This window comes from Mycetocola sp., from assembly GCF_025464835.1.
Taxonomy (GTDB): Bacteria; Actinomycetota; Actinomycetes; order Actinomycetales; family Microbacteriaceae; genus Mycetocola_A.
This window is the reverse complement of sequence record NZ_JAODMP010000072.1, coordinates 21,992-37,379: the sequence shown is the minus strand read 5'-3', so window position 1 is coordinate 37,379 and position 15,388 is coordinate 21,992. Positions and strand designations below refer to the sequence as shown.

Here is a 15,388-nt window from a genome sequence, read left to right as displayed (position 1 = left end):
CTGGTGATGCGTGGTTGCTCGGACTAGAAGTCCATGCCACCGGTCGGGTCGCCGGCCGGAGCGGAGTTCTTCTCCGGCTTGTCGGCAACGACGGCCTCGGTGGTGAGGAACAGTCCCGCGATCGACGATGCGTTGAGCAGCGCTGAACGGGTGACCTTCACCGGGTCGTTGATTCCGGCGGCCAGCATGTCAACATACTCACCGGTCGCGGCGTTGAGGCCGTGTCCGACGGGCAGGTTGCGGACCTTGTCGGCCACGACGCCGGGCTCGAGGCCCGCGTTGAGGGCGATCTGCTTGAGCGGTGCGTCGATAGCGACCCGGACGATGTTCGCCCCGGTTGCCTCGTCGCCCGTAAGCGACAGCTTCTCGAACGCGGTCTTGCCTGCCTGGATCAGTGCAACGCCACCACCGGCGACGATGCCCTCTTCGACGGCAGCCTTCGCGTTACGGACGGCGTCCTCGATGCGGTGCTTGCGCTCCTTGAGCTCGACCTCGGTCGCTGCTCCGGCCTTGATGACTGCAACGCCACCGGCCAGCTTCGCCAGGCGCTCCTGCAGCTTCTCACGGTCGTAGTCGCTGTCGGTGTTCTCGATCTCCTTGCGGATCTGGGCAACGCGGCCCGCGATCTGCTCGGCGTCGCCGGCACCTTCGACGATGGTGGTCTCGTCCTTGGTGATGACGACCTTGCGCGCACGGCCGAGAAGGTCGAGCGTGACGTTCTCGAGCTTGAGGCCGACCTCTTCCGAGATGACCTGTCCGCCCGTGAGGATCGCGATGTCCTGCAGCTGAGCCTTGCGGCGGTCGCCGAAGCCGGGAGCCTTGACGGCGACGGACTTGAAGATGCCACGGATCTTGTTCACGACGAGAGTCGCGAGGGCTTCGCCGTCGACATCCTCGGCGATGATGAGGAGCTGCTTGCCCGACTGGATGACCTGGTCAACGATCGGGAGCAGGTCCTTGATGTTGGAGATCTTGGAGTTGGCGATGAGGACGTAAGGGTCCTCGAAAACGGCTTCCTGGCGGTCAGGGTCCGTAACGAAGTACGCCGACAGGAATCCCTTGTCGAAGCGCATTCCCTCGGTCAGCTCCAGCTCGGTGCCGAACGTGTTCGACTCCTCGACGGTGACAACACCTTCCTTGCCGACCTTGTCGATGGCCTCGGCGATGATCGCGCCGATTTCGGCGTCACCGGCGGAGATGGAGGCTGTCGCCGCGATCTCTTCCTTGGTCTCGACCTCTTTCGCGTTGGCGATGAGCTCTTCGATGACGGCAGCAGTTGCCTTTTCGATGCCCCGCTTCAGCGAGATCGGGTCAGCGCCGGCTGCGACGTTGCGCAGACCTTCACGGACAAGCGCCTGGGCCAGGACGGTGGCGGTGGTGGTGCCGTCGCCTGCGACGTCGTCGGTCTTCTTGGCGACCTCCTTGACGAGCTCCGCACCGATCTTCTCGTACGGGTCGTCGAGTTCGATCTCCTTGGCGATGGACACACCATCGTTGGTGATCGTGGGGGCGCCCCACTTCTTCTCAAGGACAACGTTGCGACCGCGTGGGCCGAGCGTTACCTTGACGGTGTCGGCCAGAATGTTCAGACCGCGTTCGAGGCCGCGGCGGGCTTCCTCGTCAAAAGCAATGATTTTTGCCATGTGGTTTTTCGTCCCTCCCGGACGTGATGAACGTAATTAGCACTCTACGAATGCGAGTGCTAACACGATTCTGGCACTCTCCACCGGTGAGTGCAAGCTCGTCGGTGTCCCTGCCCTCCGGATCGCCTGGCGCGCCTGGGACGCAAACGACGCCGCCCACGGGTGTGGGCGGCGTCGCGGAGGGATACGCTGCGCTCAGGCCAGACGCACGGCTTCCGCCTGCGGACCCTTCGCCCCGGTGCCGATCTCGAAGCTCACCTGCTGGCCTTCTTCGAGCGACTTGTACCCCGCGCTGTCGATGGCCGAGTAGTGGACGAAGACATCTTGGCCTTCTCCGTCGACGGTGATGAAGCCGTAGCCCTTTTCAGCGTTGAACCACTTCACGGTTCCGTTCGCCATGTGTTACTCCCATTGCTGTGTTGTCTCCGTGCAGGCAGGCGCCAGCCCGGGTCTGCCGCACCGAGGCCCGGCGATCATGCTGACCTCGGCTGCCTGGGGCGATTCCGGCGGGGCACAATGATGACCAGTTCCAGATACTAGCGAGGAGAGCTCACACGCCAACAGTGGTTCGGCTCGGGAAGTCCGATTGATCGCTGCCCGGCGCACGGGAAAGCGACCGGAACAAAGGTTCCGGTCCGCGGATGCTACTGGGCGGCGTAGTCAGCACCGAGAACGACGGTGAGCTGGAGAACGGGCTCTTCACCTTCCTCGACCGGAATCTGGAACTGGGTCGACAGCTGGATCCTGCCCACACCGAGACCTTCTGCCAGGCCGCGCGCTGCGCCTTCCTGGGATGGGTCCTCGTAATAGACGGTCGTCGTACCGACATCCGATACCGATGCGTTTCCCGGCGTGATGCTCTGCGGCCAGCCTGCCGCATTGAGCTTCTCGATCGCTTCGGTGGCGAGCCCCCGTGTCGTTGTCCCGTTCAGCACGGTGACCATGGAGTCAGGGTCGATCGTCGCCACAGGGGTTGGCGTGTCGGTCAGCTGCGGAGCCGTGGCGACGGGTGTGGAGTCATCGACGAAATTGACCCGGTCGCCGAGCAGGGTCAAGCCGATGATGCCAGCCGCGACGAGAACGACAGTTGCCAAGGCTGCCCAGAGCAACAGGAGCCCGCCCCGGCCGGGCGGGATTGGGGCGCGATGCGCGCCGACGCGCTTCAGATCGGCGGGGACTTCGTCGAACCTGTCCTTGGCGAAGGTGTGTGCCATTCGGTGTCAGGTCCTCTGTGTCGCAGTTCGGCGGTTTACGTGCGGCCATCCGGCCCCGGTCCCAAGCCGCTGATCTACTCTGCGTTCCGGGCTCGCGCCCGGCGTGCGGCTTGCCGGGTGTCGCGAAGCCTTTGCAGGCGCTTCACCAGGAGAGGATCGTGCCCGAGAGCGGCTGGCGAGTCGATGAGCACACCCAACAGTTGATAGTACCGGGTGGGCGAGAAGCCGAACGCAGCACGCACGGCCTCCTCCTTCTGCCCGGCATGCTGCCACCACCGATTCTCGAATTCGAGGATCGCGAGGTCACGCTCCCCGAGTGGTTCCGCGTGAGGGTGTGTCGATTTTCCCTGGTCGTCGTTCAACATTCACCACCACTCGGATCGCCGGATTCCTGGACCTTCCCCGTGCCGCAATCCTAAACGGTGCTGCGATTGCAACGACCGACACACCGCGGGAGACTCAGGATCCGGCCCCGCGATGCCCAGCTGTCCCTCAGCCTGAACGCCAACCGGGAACACGTCGGGCTCGGAGGCGGTTAGATAAGTAGCAAGGACAATCCCGTGAGGAGCACAATGACGCAGCCCGTGAACAAAAGCAACGAAGAATGGCGCCAGGAACTGACCAGTGAACAGTACGCGGTACTGCGGGAAGCAGCGACCGAGCGCCCGTGGACCGGAGAGCTGCTCGACGAGAGCCGGTCGGGGCTTTACACGTGTGCAGCGTGCGGCGCCGAACTGTTCAAGAGCGGCACGAAGTTCGATTCCGGTTGCGGATGGCCGAGCTTCTACGAGTCCGTCCGCCCAGAGGCAGTGAAGCTCATCGAAGACAACTCGCTCGGCATGGTGCGCACCGAGGTGCGCTGCGCTACGTGTGACTCGCACCTGGGCCACGTCTTCGACGACGGCTTCGGCACCCCGACAGGCGACCGCTACTGCATGAACTCGCTTGCGCTCAATTTCGCCCCCGTCGAATAGCGTGACCGAACTGATCGATATCGTCGCGGGCCGGAGGTCCTGGTCGCGTGTGACAGACGATGCCCCGACCCATGAAGAGCTGCTGCCCCTCGTGGCAGCAGCGGCCCGTGTGGCCGACCACAGCGCACTGCGGCCGTGGCGGCTGATCGAGTTGCGTGGGCGGGCGCGCGAAAAGCTGGGGGCGGCGATCGCGAAAGCGGAGGGCGACACGCATCCGTCCACCAAACCGCTGCGTGCTGCGCTTCTGATCGCCATCGTCGTGACGGTGAAGAAGAGCTCGAAAGTACCGGCGTGGGAGCAGGAGGCTGTCGCCTCGGGCGCGGCGCACATGCTGAGCCTGTTGCTTCACGACGCGGGGTGGGGCGTCTTCTGGCGATCCGGCTCGTACACCCGCTCCAAGCCTGTTCGCAAAATGCACAAGCTTGCGAAGAACGAGCAACTGCTCGGCTGGCTCTACGTCGGCGGTATCCCTGCTGACGCCAAGCCCGGGTCACGGAAGCCGGTAGACGCCGAGTCGCTCATCTCCGAACTGTAGGGCGCATTCCCAGCGTCGCGATGCTCACGGCGACGAGCGCGAGCGCGGCACCGCTGAGGGTGGTGAATGCGAGCCCCGCTCCGCCCGGCACGATTGCGTCGATGACCACCGAGCCGATCAGCTGGCCGGCGACGGTGCCGAGACCGAGAATGAGCACGCCGGTGTGGGAGACCAGGAAGGCGTTGACGCCGATGAAGATGCAACCGATCGCGCCGCCGAGGTAGAGCATCGGCTCCGCAGGCAGCCGGTCCGGCCAGCCGACGAACACGGCCCGGCCGAGCATGATAACGACCAGGGCGAGCGTCCCGATGACGAAGTTGGTGAATGTGGCCGCGATCGCACTCTGCGCGAGCGCGCGGACACGGCCGTTGACCGCTGACTGCCAGCCGGTACCGAACCCCGCCACAAGGGGCATGGCGAGCATCCAGAGCGGTAGGTTCCCGCCGATCTGGCCGGAAACCGACCACAGCACCGCGAGCACGGCGAGCGCCGCACCGACGAGACGCGGCCACGTCGTTCTCACCTTCCCATGCGGCCCGAAGCCGATCCTGTCCAGGATCAGGCCAGAGACCGTCTGACCCGCGACAAGCGCGACGCTGAAGAGGGCGACACCCACCACAGCACCGGTGAGGCCCTGGGAGAGCACAAGGAACGCGCCGGAGAGCCCGCCGAGAACCGTCCACCACGGCACGCTCCGGTCCAGGAGCGCCGCGGTGACGACTGCCACGCCGCTCCGCGCCTTCCGGGCGAAGAGCAGGCACACGAGAAGGATGCACAGCCCGGAACCGAACGAGATCGCGGCGGCGACGAAGCCGTCACCGAGGGCCAGCCCGAGCGCGCCATTGAGACGGGTCTGCGCGGCCGCAAGCGCCCCACAGAGAGCCGCGAGGCTCACGGCGAGCCACGCGGGGACGGCCGGATGTGACGGCGCCGCGCTCACAGCGGGGGGATTCGAGGTCCGGACATGGAGCCGCCTGTCGGATTCGAACCGACGACCTGCGCATTACAAGTGCGCTGCTCTGGCCAACTGAGCTAAGGCGGCGTGTGCTCGTCAATCATAACGAACCCTCGCCGTTCATCTGGCCATGACATCCTTGAAGGACACCACCACAACAAGGAACACGCATGCCCGAGGAGTCCACCGCACCGTCCATCGCCGAGAGCACTGGGCGCGGTGCACTCGACCTCGCCATCCGCTGCGGCGAGGTCATCTTCGCCTCCGGCGCGAGCGCCGAGGATGCGACGGCCACAATGCTCGCGGTGACGCGGGCGTACGGCCTGAAGGGCTGCGAAGCGGACGTCACGCACACCGTGATCACGCTCACCTGGGACGATCCCGCCTCGAGTGACACCATCGTCCGCTCCCGGAACGTGAAGTACCGAACCATCGACTACACCCGGCTGACGAACACCTCGACCCTCATCGGCGAGCTCCTGCACGAACCGCTGCCCCTGGCCGAGGCCAGGATCCGGGTGAACACGATCATCACCGCCAAACCCATCTACCCGTGGCCGGTGCGCCGGGTCGGCTGGAGCCTCGTCGGTGCTGGCGCAGCGTTCCTGCTCGGCGGCGGGCCACTGGTCGTCGCGGCCGCCTTCGTGGCCACCTTCTTCGTCGACCTTCTCACGCGGATGCTCGCAAAGACGCGGATGTCCGTCTTCTACCAGAACCTCGCGGGTGGCGCCGTCGGCCCCCTGGTTGCCGCGGTGGTTCACTTCCTCGATCCTGCGGCGAGCTCATCCCTGGTCGTCGTTGCGACGATCATCATGCTGCTGGCCGGGGTGACGTCCTTCGGCGCCGTGCAGGACGTGCTGTCCGGGTTCTATGTGACCGGAACGGCGCGGGTACTCGAAGCTCTGCTGATCACCGGTGGCCTCGTCGCCGGTGTGGCCGGCACGACCATGCTGCTGGCCCGTTTCGGCCTTGTACTCGATATCGCACCGTACATGGCCCCGTCGTTCTCCGACCTTCCGCTGCTTCTGGTCGCGACCGTCGTCATCATCCTCGGTTTCGCGCTCGCCGTCGAAGTTCCGCCACGAGCGATCTGGGCGGTCAGCGTCCTGGGCATCCTGGGCTACCTGGTCTACACCGCGGGTGTGGCGACGAACATCGGCGTCAGCTGGGCCGCTGGCTCAGCCGCCTTCGTTGTCGGCGTCCTGTCCGCCGTGGCTTCGCTCATCGTGCGCACTCCGCCGCTGCCGCTCGTCGTCTCGGCGCTGATTCCGCTGGTGCCTGGGCTGATCCTGTTCCGTGGCCTCCTGGAACTCAGTGTCGGGTCGATCGACGGGCTGCTCAGCATGCTGGAAGCGGCATCGGTCGCCGTCGCTCTGGCCGCTGGCGCGCTGCTCGGCCAGTACCTCGTCCAGAATGCCCTCGGCCCTGCCCGGCGCATCCAGCGCCGTTTCGTGGGACCGCTGATGGGCGTCCAGGTGCGGCTGGGCCGCAAACGGGACGAGAAGATCTAGCCGGTCTACTGCGCGGGCGCAGGAGCAGGCGCCGACGGGCTCGGGCTGGAGCTCGGGTTGGAGCTCGATTTCGCGTATGTCTCACTCGCCACGGAGAGCACGAAGGCCTGGAATTCCTTTTCGTCGGTGATCGAACCGGTGTACTGCTTGTCGTTGACCAGCACGGTCGGCGTGGCCTTGACCTTGTCGAGCGACGAATGCGGCACCGGCTGCGTCGTCGCCCGGTCGGTGGCCGACTGCACCCACGCCTTGTGGCTGGCGTCGTCGATGCAGGATTCGATCTTGCCCTGGACGGGAGCGGCGGGGGCGGATCCAGCGTCGGTTGCGATGGCCTTCGAGACGATCTTCTTGAGATCCTCGTCTGAGTGGCCTTCGGTTCCCTCCTCCGGCTGGTTCTCGAACATCAGGGAGTTGAATGCGAAGAAGTCGTTCGGCGAGAAGTTGGCCACGCACGCAGCAGCGTTGGCGGCACGGAGAGAGTATTGCGACCCGGCGGATCGGCCGGTGAGGATTGCGATCGGGTGGTACTCGACAGTGGCCGTGCCGTTCTCAGCCCACGTGGCGAGCTGCTCAGAGTTGGTGTCCTCGAACTGGCCGCACACCGGGCACAGGTAGTCGACGTAGATCCGGATGTTGGGCACCTTCGGGTCGACGGTTGTTGCCACCGGCGCGGCACCCGCGGCGAGGGCCGGTGTCTGGACGGCTTCGAGCTCCGATCCAATGACGATGCCGTCGCTGGCCATGTTCATCGGACCAGGTGCCGGAGGGCGGATGGCACTCGTGAGGATGAAAGCGACGCCGGCAACGACCGCCAGGACGACGACCACGATGCCCCCTTGCAGGAAGATGCGTTTGCGCTTCTCCTGCTTGCGGTGCGCATCCCGAAGTTCCTTGGCCTTCTCACGGGTCGCCTGACGACGCTGGTTCTTCGTCGGAAGAACTTCCGGTGCGTCGTTGTCCATTTATCCTCGCTTCGGTAGGTCAGTAGGCCGTCGGCTTCAGCTGTTCTCTGCCGAACTCAACACCCACCGATCGTAGTTGCGCTCTCTGGGAAATGCCCAAACGGATGCTGGAAGCAGCATCGGGGGGATCCCCGGGATTGCGCTCATGCACCCGAATTGCTGGCATACCTTTTGGGGGGCTTTCTGCCATACTGGGATTCCGCGATCGAGCGCAAGCCCGGTCGCGTGCATGCAGCGCAGCACGCAACGCATGGTTCCATTCACTCGGATCGTCCGGCACGTACCTGCCGGTGAAGGAGAAAAATATGTCATCCGTAACGTTCGACAACGCGACACGCCTGTACCCAGGCGGTACCCGCGCCGCCGTTGACAAGCTGAGCCTCGAGGTCGCCGATGGCGAGTTCCTCGTATTGGTTGGCCCGTCCGGCTGTGGAAAGTCCACCTCCCTGCGCATGCTGGCCGGCCTCGAAGAGGTCAACGACGGCCGTATCCTCATCGGTGACCGTGACGTCACCGACGTGCCGCCGAAGGACCGCGACATCGCGATGGTGTTCCAGAACTATGCGCTGTACCCGCACATGACGGTCGCCGAGAACATGGGCTTCGCCCTGAAGATCGCCGGCGTCAACAAGGACGAGCGCGCCGCGCGCGTTCTCGAGGCCGCGAAGCTCCTCGACTTGGAGGAGTACCTCACCCGCAAGCCCAAGGCGCTCTCCGGTGGTCAGCGTCAGCGTGTCGCCATGGGTCGTGCGATCGTCCGCCAGCCGCAGGTCTTCCTCATGGACGAACCGTTGTCGAACCTCGACGCGAAGCTCCGTGTGCAGACGCGCACCCAGATCGCGTCGCTCCAGCGTCGCCTCGGGGTCACAACCGTCTACGTCACGCACGACCAGACGGAAGCCCTCACCATGGGTGACCGGATCGCCGTGCTCAAGGACGGGATCCTGCAGCAGGTGGGGACCCCTCGCGACCTGTACGAGAAGCCGCAGAACGTCTTCGTCGCCGGTTTCATCGGCTCCCCAGCCATGAACCTGCTCACGGCCGACGTGGCAGACGGAGGTATCCAGTTCGGTGCCCGCGTCGTCCCGGTCGACCGCGACGTCATCGGCGAGGCCACCGCCAGGCAGGTCACCGTCGGTGTCCGTCCCGAAGACATCCAGGTGTCGACGGAGCCGGGCAACGGGCTCGAGGTGCAGGTCGACCTCGTCGAGGAGCTCGGTGCTGACGGTTACCTCTACGGTCACGCAGACGTCGACGGAAAGCGCACCGACCTCGTTGCCCGCGTTGACGGCCGCATCCACGCACATGCCGGCGAGAAGGTATTCCTGATCCCGGCGCCGCGCCACGTGCACTTGTTCGATGTCGAGTCGGGTCTCCGTCTCGGCAACAAGGCTGTCGTCCCGGAGTAAACAGTTATCGCGCCGGCTGATCGGACCCCGTCCGGTCAGCCGGCGCTACTGTTTAACCACCATGAGCGCATCACTCAACATCACCGCGGCCACCGTCGATCCCGCGCTTCTCGACCTTCCCTGGGATCTACCCCTTGAGAACTGGCCAAGCGAGACGATCGCGTCCCTGCCGAAGGGCATCTCACGACACCTGGTGCGGTTCGCGAATCTGTCAGGCTACGTCATCGCCGTCAAGGAGACGACCGCTGAGATGGCACGCGGCGAGTACGACATGCTGCGGACGCTGCAGCGCATGGACATCCCCTGCGTCGAGCCCGTCGCTGTCATCACCGGACGGTCGGACGAATCCAACGATCCCCTGCCGAGCGTGCTCGTCACCCGGCACCTGAAGTTTTCGCTGCCGTACCGGGCGCTGTTTTCGCAGCAGTTGCGCCCTGACACCGCCGGCCGTCTCGTCGATGCCCTCGCCGTGCTGCTCGTCCGCCTTCACATCGCCGGTTTCTTCTGGGGCGACGTGTCGCTCTCCAATACGCTCTTCCGCCGGGATGCCGGCGCTTTCGCCGCGTACCTGGTCGACGCGGAGACCGGCAAGCTTTACGCGGGCGGTCTCTCGAACGGCCAGCGTGAGAACGACCTCGAGATCGCCCGTGTCAACATCGCCGGCGAACTCATGGACCTCGAGGCCGGCGGCCGGGTCGACGACGAACTCGATCCGATCAAGCTGTCTGACCGCATTGTTGCCGCGTACCGGTCGCTGTGGAAGGAACTCACCGGGACGGAGATCTTCTCCTCCAGTGAGCGCTGGAGGATCAACGAACGGGTCGATCGCCTGAACGCCCTGGGTTTCGACATCGAGGAACTCGCGATCAAGACCGACGAGACGGGCTCCCGGGTCAAGATCCAGCCGAAGGTCGTCGATGCGGGGCACCATCAGCGCCGCCTGTTGCGCCTCACCGGGCTCGACACCGGCGAGAACCAGGCCAGACGTCTGCTCAACGACCTGGACTCCTACGGTGCGACGTTCGCCAAGGCTCATATGGACGAGGAAATGATGGCCCACGAATGGCTCATCCGCGTCTTCGAGGCTGTCGTGAAGTCGATCCCGCGTGATCTGAAGGGGAAGCTGGAACCGGCGGAAGTGTTCCACCAGTTGCTCGAGCACCGCTGGTTCCTGTCGCAGAACCAGGGCAGGGACGTCCCGCTTTCCGAAGCGCTGACCTCGTACATCAACGACATCTTGCGCCACCGCCGTGACGAAGCGACCGTGATCGCTCCCCCAACGGGTTCCGTCACCCTGCCGGTCGACGTCGTCGACGCGCCTGACGTGAATTGGCGCGATCGGGTCTGAGACCCGACCGCGCCAGCGAAACGACGATTGTCGTTACTTCTTCTTCATCTTCCTGGCCGAACGCAGCTTCGAGATCTCATAGAGAGTGACGGATGCCGCGATGCCGGCGTTGAGCGATTCGGTCGCCGACGAGATCGGGATCGAGACGATGGCGTCGCAGGTCTCGGTCACGAGGCGGGACAGTCCCTTGCCCTCGCTGCCGACAACGATGACGACGGGCCGGTCGGCAAGCTCGAGGCCCGGGAGGTCGGTGGTACCGCCGCCGTCGAGGCCGATCACGAACACACCGGCCTCCTTGAACGCCTTGAGTGCCTGGGTGAGGTTGGTGGCCATCGCGACCGGCGTACGTGCTGCCGCTCCCGCTGACGTCTTCCATGCCGACGCGGTCAGACCGACGGAGCGACGCTGCGGAACGATGACGCCGTGGCCGCCGAAAGCCGCGGTCGAACGGATGATCGCCCCGAGGTTACGCGGGTCGGTGACGCCGTCAAGGGCGACGAACAGCGGGGTCTGGCCCCGAGACACAACCTGCTCGAGCAGTTCGGTGGGGTGGGCGTAGTTGTACGGAGGCACCTTGAGCGCGAGTCCCTGATGCACCGAGTCGAACCCCGCCAGGCGGTCGAGTTCGGGACGCATGACCTCGAGAATGGGGAGCCCGCGTGCGGTCGCGAGGGCGAGGACTTCCTTCACCCGGTCATCGAATTCGATACGCGTGGCCATGTACAGCGCCGACGCAGGAATCTTGGCGCGGAGCGCCTCGAGCACCGAGTTGCGGCCGGTGACGATTTCACTGTCGTCTGCCTGCTTCTGCTTGGGCTTGCGGCCGGCGACCGGAGCGGAGCTCGGACGCGCGCCGCCCGCCTTCGCCTGGGCCTGGTTCAGGCGGTCCTTGGCGAGCTTGCGCTTGCCGGCGGCGTGGTAGGTCCGGTCCTCCGCCTTGGGGGTCGGGCCCTTGCCCTCGAGTGAGCGACGGCCGAGACCGCCTGTGCCCTTCGCCGGGCCCTTCTTCGTCTTTCGAACCGCCCCGGGGCGGCCTGCCTTACTGGCCATCAATACTCCAATGTGCACCTGTCGAGGTGTCTTCAATCGTGATACCCGCCGTTGTGAGAACGTCACGGATCTTGTCGGCGGCTGCGAAGTCGCGTGCCGCCCTGGATTTCTGGCGTTCGTCGAGAAGCTGGTCGACGAGGGTGTTGAGAACCCCGGAAACTGCCTTGTCCTGACCGCGGGACCATTCGACCGAGAACGGGTTGATGCCAAGGATCTCTGTCATGGCCATCACCTGCCCTTGCGCGGCGGCGGCCAGGGCGAGGTCTTCACCGTCGATGCTCGCGTTGCCTTGCCTTATTGTGTCATGCAATACGGCAAGCGCCTGCGGAACCGACAGATCGTCGTCCATCGCCGCAGCGAAGGCATCCGGGATCTGCTCGGTTCCGGTTCCGGCGAAACGGGTGCCGGTGAGTCTGCGGCCGACTCGCTCGAGGAAGCTTTCGATCCGGTCGAGGGCCGCTTCGGCCTCTGCGAGGGCGCCGTCGTGATAGTCGATGGTGGAGCGGTAATGGGCCTGGCCGAGGTAGTAGCGCACCACGATGGGGCGCGCCGCGCCCAGCAGGTCCGCGGCGTACACGGAGTTGCCGAGCGACTTCGACATCTTCTGGCCGTTCACGTTGACCAGGCCGTTGTGCACCCAGTACCCGGCGAACCCGTCCCCGGCGGCGGTGGACTGGGCGAGCTCATTCTCGTGGTGGGGGAAGCGCAGATCGAGGCCTCCACCGTGGATGTCGAAGGCGGCCCCGAGATAGCGTCTCGCCATGGCCGAGCATTCGATGTGCCAGCCAGGCCGGCCGTCGCCCCACGGGCTCGGCCACGAAGCCGAAGCGGGTTCGTCGCTCTTGTGCCCCTTCCACAGCGCGAAGTCGCGTGGGTCCCGTTTGCCGCGCGGATCGGCATCCGTCGCAGCGTCCATGCTGTCGATGTTCTGGCGGGTCAGGGCGCCGTACTGGGGCCAGCTTCGAACGTCGAAATACACGTCGCCCGATCCGTCTTCTGCGACGTACGCGTGCGACTCGGCGATGAGCCGATCGATGATGGAGTGCATTTGCTGGATGCTTGCCGTCGCTCGCGGCTCATACGTGGGAGGGAGGATGCCGAGCGCGCGGTATCCCTCTGAGAACTCCAGTTCGGTGCGGTACGCGAGCGCCCACCATTCCTCGTTCTCGGTCGCGTTGACGAGGACTTTGTCGTCGATGTCTGTGACGTTCCGAACCAGGGTGACGTCGAATCCCCGGTAGTTGAGCCACCGGCGCATCTGGTCGTAGACCAGGGCAGAACGCAGGTGCCCGATGTGAGGCGATGACTGCACCGTCGGTCCGCAGACGTACATCCCGACCTGGCCTGGGACGAGAGGAGTGAAGTCGCGGAGGGCCTGTGCCCGGGAATCATAGAGTTGCATTGCCACCCGTCAAGAGTACTGGCGCGAAACCGTCGCCGTCGCGATGGCGCAAACGCCTTCGCCCCTCCCGGTGAAGCCGAGGCCGTCCGTTGTCGTGGCCGAGATGCTGACCGGTGCGCCGAGCAGCCCGGTCAGAAGGGCCTCGGCCTCTTGCCGGCGAGGCGAGAACCGGGGGCTGTTGCCGATGATCTGCACGGCGACGTTGCCGACGACGAAGCCCTCCGCTTCGAGCCTGGACCTGGTGGCGGCGAGGAACACTTCCCCGTGGGCGCCAGCGAATCGTGGGTCGCTCGTGCCGAACACACTGCCGATGTCACCGAGCCCCGCCGCAGACAGCAAAGCATCGGTGATGGCGTGGCTGACCGGGTCTCCGTCGCTGTGACCGGAGAGTCCGCGCTCCCCCGGCCAGCGCAGCCCGGCGAGCCAGAGTTCGGAATCGTCGTCGTACGCGTGCACGTCGGTCCCGATACCGGTCCGGATGCCGGCCTGCCCCGATACAGCGGAGAGCATCCCTTCAGCGCGCCGGAGGTCCCACGGTGTTGTGATCTTGAACGAGGCTTGATGCCCGTCGATCACGGACACCGTGTGGCCGTTCGCAGCGAAGAGAGCGGCGTCGTCGGTGTACTCGAGGGCCGCGTCCGCATACGCGGCGTCGAGTGCCGCCCGGGGGAAACCCTGCGGCGTCTGGATGGATCGAAGCTCCGAGCGGTCGACGGTCTCCACGACGGTGTCCTCCTCGTCGACGCGCTTCACGGTGTCCTGCACCGGGACGCCAGGAACGATCCCGGACGCCGTCTGGGCGACCCCGGTGACCACGGCGTCGAACACGGTGGCCGGGGTGAGCGCGCGAGCGGCGTCATGGACCAGGACGATGCGAACCGCCTCGCGAAGAGCGGCGAGGCCGAGCGCGACCGACTGCTGCCTGGACGCTCCCCCGGCGACGACGGAGACCGACGAGGCGGCCGCACCGGCGGCGTGGTGCGCGATGGTTTCGGCTTCCGTTACGAGGTCGGCGGGTGCGACGACGACGACCTGCGCCTCGCGCTGCATGCCGAACACGGACGACAGTGACCGTTCCAGGACAGAACGGCCTGCGAGATCCACGAACGCCTTCGGACGGTCGGCACCCAGGCGGGTCCCACTGCCTGCTGCGACGACGATGACGCCGACGATGGGAACGCGATTATTCATGGATGGAGCCTAACGGTCACCGCGCACGACAAAAGCTCGGTCACCGCTGCGCGGTGATCGAGCTTGTCGAGATCTCAGGACGCCAGTACCTCGTCCAGGACGTTCGAGGCCTTCTCTTCGTCGGTCTTCTCCGCGAGGGCGAGTTCCGAGATGAGGATCTGGCGCGCCTTGGCCAGCATGCGCTTCTCACCTGCCGAGAGGCCGCGATCCTGGTCGCGGCGCCAGAGGTCGCGAACGACCTCGCTCACCTTGATGACGTCGCCGGAGGCGAGCTTCTCAAGGTTTGCCTTGTAGCGGCGTGACCAGTTCGTGGGCTCTTCGGTGAACGGCGCACGAAGCACGTCGAAGACGCGTTCAAGACCTTCTTTACCAATGACATCACGAACGCCGACCAGGTCGACGTTCTCAGCGGGCACCTCGATAACGAGGTCACCCTGGGTGACGCGAAGCTTCAGATAGAGCTTCTCTTCTCCCTTGATGACCCGAGTTTTCACTTCCGCAATAGTTGCGGCTCCGTGGTGGGGGTATACGACGGTTTCGCCAACCTCAAAAAGCATGGATGTGTATCCCTTCAGCATCTACCAGAATACCACAGCGGGCATGCGCTAGAGTTCGCTCTGCAGCGGGCGGTGGCTGGACATGGCTAGGCTAAACTCGGACTCGTTCCGCACGCCGTTTCCGCGCGTGCACCCCTGTGTTTTTGGAGGACCTGTGAAGGCGCGTTTGATCGCATCCGTCGTGCTGGCGGCATCCGTCGTGTTGGGCACCAGCGCGTGCAACCTGGTCGCCCCGCAGGCCACGACGAACATCTACGACCCGAGTGACGGCGTCAGCGGGCGCACCGGCGACCTGAAGATCCGGAACGCGATGATCATCGTGGACGAGACCGGCACAGACGGGAACCTCGTTGCGGCCGTGACCAACGGCGACGACGCCCAGTCATTGTCCATCCAGTTCGGTGAGGGCGAGGACGGAACCGTCACCGCCAGCATTCCCGCGCGATCCACCGTGTCGTTCGGCACCCTGGAGGAGGACCCGATCCTCCTCGAGGGAATCGACGCTGATCCGGGCTCGCTTGTCGAGGTGTTCTTCCAGTACGGCAACGAGACCGGTGTCAAGATTCTCGTTCCCGTCCTCAACGGCGAACTCGAGGAGTACAGCGACCTCGTCCCCGAGAGCGCAAGCCGATAGACC

General features: G+C 65.3%; 16 protein-coding genes and 1 tRNA gene. 6 read left to right on the top strand and 11 right to left on the bottom strand.

Going from position 1 to position 15,388, the window contains the following annotated elements; translation table 11 throughout:
- Window positions 1-23: 23 nt before the first annotated feature.
- The 4 genes from groL to JWP90_RS09335 all read right to left on the bottom strand — a co-directional run bounded on the left by groL (window position 24) and on the right by JWP90_RS09335 (window position 3,222).
- Complete coding sequence (gene groL, locus JWP90_RS09350; protein ID WP_297362956.1) at window positions 24-1,643, bottom strand: chaperonin GroEL; 1,620 nt, start codon at window positions 1,641-1,643, stop codon at window positions 24-26.
- Between the two features lie 195 nt (window positions 1,644-1,838).
- A complete protein-coding gene (locus JWP90_RS09345) occupies window positions 1,839-2,042 on the bottom strand; it encodes a cold-shock protein (RefSeq protein WP_297362953.1) in 204 nt (67 codons plus the stop codon).
- Window positions 2,043-2,287: 245 nt separating this feature from the next.
- Window positions 2,288-2,857 carry a LytR C-terminal domain-containing protein gene (locus JWP90_RS09340; RefSeq protein WP_297362951.1) on the bottom strand — a complete coding sequence of 190 codons (570 nt, stop codon included), beginning with the start codon at window positions 2,855-2,857 and terminating at the stop codon, window positions 2,288-2,290.
- 74 nt (window positions 2,858-2,931) lie between these two features.
- Window positions 2,932-3,222, bottom strand: coding sequence for a DUF3263 domain-containing protein (locus JWP90_RS09335; RefSeq protein ID WP_297362948.1), 291 nt, complete (start codon window positions 3,220-3,222; stop codon window positions 2,932-2,934).
- A gap of 207 nt (window positions 3,223-3,429) precedes the next feature.
- Between JWP90_RS09335 and msrB the strand changes: the two genes are divergently transcribed.
- Window positions 3,430-3,831 carry a peptide-methionine (R)-S-oxide reductase MsrB gene (gene msrB / locus JWP90_RS09330; RefSeq protein WP_297362945.1) on the top strand — a complete coding sequence of 134 codons (402 nt, stop codon included), beginning with the start codon at window positions 3,430-3,432 and terminating at the stop codon, window positions 3,829-3,831.
- A 1-nt stretch (window position 3,832) separates the two neighbouring features.
- Window positions 3,833-4,366, top strand: coding sequence for a nitroreductase family protein (locus tag JWP90_RS09325; RefSeq protein WP_297362942.1), 534 nt, complete (start codon window positions 3,833-3,835; stop codon window positions 4,364-4,366).
- Here JWP90_RS09325 and JWP90_RS09320 read toward each other — a convergent pair.
- Both JWP90_RS09320 and JWP90_RS09315 read right to left on the bottom strand, forming a co-directional pair.
- A complete protein-coding gene (locus JWP90_RS09320; protein WP_297362939.1) occupies window positions 4,350-5,306 on the bottom strand; it encodes a DMT family transporter in 957 nt (318 codons plus the stop codon). The two genes, JWP90_RS09325 and JWP90_RS09320, sit on opposite strands and share 17 nt — an antisense overlap.
- Window positions 5,307-5,331: 25 nt before the next feature.
- A tRNA-Thr gene (locus JWP90_RS09315) sits at window positions 5,332-5,408 on the bottom strand.
- An 83-nt stretch (window positions 5,409-5,491) separates the two neighbouring features.
- Between JWP90_RS09315 and JWP90_RS09310 the strand changes: the two genes are divergently transcribed.
- Window positions 5,492-6,832 (top strand): threonine/serine exporter ThrE family protein, encoded by a 1,341-nt coding sequence (locus JWP90_RS09310; protein WP_297362936.1) that lies wholly within the window; start codon window positions 5,492-5,494, stop codon window positions 6,830-6,832.
- A gap of 5 nt (window positions 6,833-6,837) precedes the next feature.
- Here the strand turns inward: JWP90_RS09310 and JWP90_RS09305 are convergent, their stop codons facing one another.
- Window positions 6,838-7,794: a thioredoxin domain-containing protein gene (locus tag JWP90_RS09305; protein WP_297362933.1), complete on the bottom strand. Its 957-nt coding sequence runs from the start codon at window positions 7,792-7,794 to the stop codon at window positions 6,838-6,840.
- Between the two features lie 305 nt (window positions 7,795-8,099).
- Here JWP90_RS09305 and JWP90_RS09300 point away from each other — a divergent pair, with 305 nt between their 5' ends.
- Window positions 8,100-9,203 (top strand): ABC transporter ATP-binding protein, encoded by a 1,104-nt coding sequence (locus JWP90_RS09300; protein ID WP_297362930.1) that lies wholly within the window; start codon window positions 8,100-8,102, stop codon window positions 9,201-9,203.
- A 61-nt stretch (window positions 9,204-9,264) separates the two neighbouring features.
- A complete protein-coding gene (locus tag JWP90_RS09295; RefSeq protein WP_297362927.1) occupies window positions 9,265-10,551 on the top strand; it encodes a DUF4032 domain-containing protein in 1,287 nt (428 codons plus the stop codon).
- Between the two features lie 33 nt (window positions 10,552-10,584).
- Here JWP90_RS09295 and rlmB read toward each other — a convergent pair whose 3' ends face one another.
- The 4 genes from rlmB to JWP90_RS09275 all read right to left on the bottom strand — a co-directional run bounded on the left by rlmB (window position 10,585) and on the right by JWP90_RS09275 (window position 14,751).
- Complete coding sequence (gene rlmB / locus JWP90_RS09290; protein ID WP_297362924.1) at window positions 10,585-11,601, bottom strand: 23S rRNA (guanosine(2251)-2'-O)-methyltransferase RlmB; 1,017 nt, start codon at window positions 11,599-11,601, stop codon at window positions 10,585-10,587.
- Window positions 11,591-13,009, bottom strand: a complete 1,419-nt coding sequence (gene cysS, locus JWP90_RS09285; RefSeq protein WP_297362921.1) for a cysteine--tRNA ligase — start codon at window positions 13,007-13,009, stop codon at window positions 11,591-11,593. Before cysS ends, rlmB begins: the two co-directional genes overlap by 11 nt.
- A gap of 3 nt (window positions 13,010-13,012) precedes the next feature.
- Window positions 13,013-14,194: a 2-C-methyl-D-erythritol 4-phosphate cytidylyltransferase gene (gene ispD, locus JWP90_RS09280; protein ID WP_297362918.1), complete on the bottom strand. Its 1,182-nt coding sequence runs from the start codon at window positions 14,192-14,194 to the stop codon at window positions 13,013-13,015.
- Between the two features lie 74 nt (window positions 14,195-14,268).
- Complete coding sequence (locus JWP90_RS09275) at window positions 14,269-14,751, bottom strand: CarD family transcriptional regulator (RefSeq protein WP_090713134.1); 483 nt, start codon at window positions 14,749-14,751, stop codon at window positions 14,269-14,271.
- 154 nt (window positions 14,752-14,905) lie between these two features.
- Here JWP90_RS09275 and JWP90_RS09270 point away from each other — a divergent pair, with 154 nt between their 5' ends.
- Window positions 14,906-15,385 (top strand): DNA modification methylase, encoded by a 480-nt coding sequence (locus tag JWP90_RS09270; protein ID WP_297362910.1) that lies wholly within the window; start codon window positions 14,906-14,908, stop codon window positions 15,383-15,385.
- Window positions 15,386-15,388: the final 3 nt, after the last annotated feature.

Excerpts from the sequence above, each read along its gene's own strand:
- JWP90_RS09310 (WP_297362936.1), top strand. The coding sequence starts at position 5,492 with ATGCCCGAGGAGTCCACCGCACCGTCCATCGCCGAGAGCACTGGGCGC.
- JWP90_RS09295 (WP_297362927.1), top strand. The coding sequence starts at position 9,265 with ATGAGCGCATCACTCAACATCACCGCGGCCACCGTCGATCCCGCGCTT.
- JWP90_RS09305 (WP_297362933.1), bottom strand. The coding sequence starts at position 7,794 with ATGGACAACGACGCACCGGAAGTTCTTCCGACGAAGAACCAGCGTCGT.
- JWP90_RS09300 (WP_297362930.1), top strand. The coding sequence starts at position 8,100 with ATGTCATCCGTAACGTTCGACAACGCGACACGCCTGTACCCAGGCGGT.
- JWP90_RS09340 (WP_297362951.1), bottom strand. The coding sequence starts at position 2,857 with ATGGCACACACCTTCGCCAAGGACAGGTTCGACGAAGTCCCCGCCGAT.
- rlmB (WP_297362924.1), bottom strand. The coding sequence starts at position 11,601 with ATGGCCAGTAAGGCAGGCCGCCCCGGGGCGGTTCGAAAGACGAAGAAG.
- JWP90_RS09275 (WP_090713134.1), bottom strand. The coding sequence starts at position 14,751 with ATGCTTTTTGAGGTTGGCGAAACCGTCGTATACCCCCACCACGGAGCC.
- groL (WP_297362956.1), bottom strand. The coding sequence starts at position 1,643 with ATGGCAAAAATCATTGCTTTTGACGAGGAAGCCCGCCGCGGCCTCGAA.
- JWP90_RS09335 (WP_297362948.1), bottom strand. The coding sequence starts at position 3,222 with ATGTTGAACGACGACCAGGGAAAATCGACACACCCTCACGCGGAACCA.
- ispD (WP_297362918.1), bottom strand. The coding sequence starts at position 14,194 with ATGAATAATCGCGTTCCCATCGTCGGCGTCATCGTCGTCGCAGCAGGC.
- JWP90_RS09345 (WP_297362953.1), bottom strand. The coding sequence starts at position 2,042 with ATGGCGAACGGAACCGTGAAGTGGTTCAACGCTGAAAAGGGCTACGGC.
- msrB (WP_297362945.1), top strand. The coding sequence starts at position 3,430 with ATGACGCAGCCCGTGAACAAAAGCAACGAAGAATGGCGCCAGGAACTG.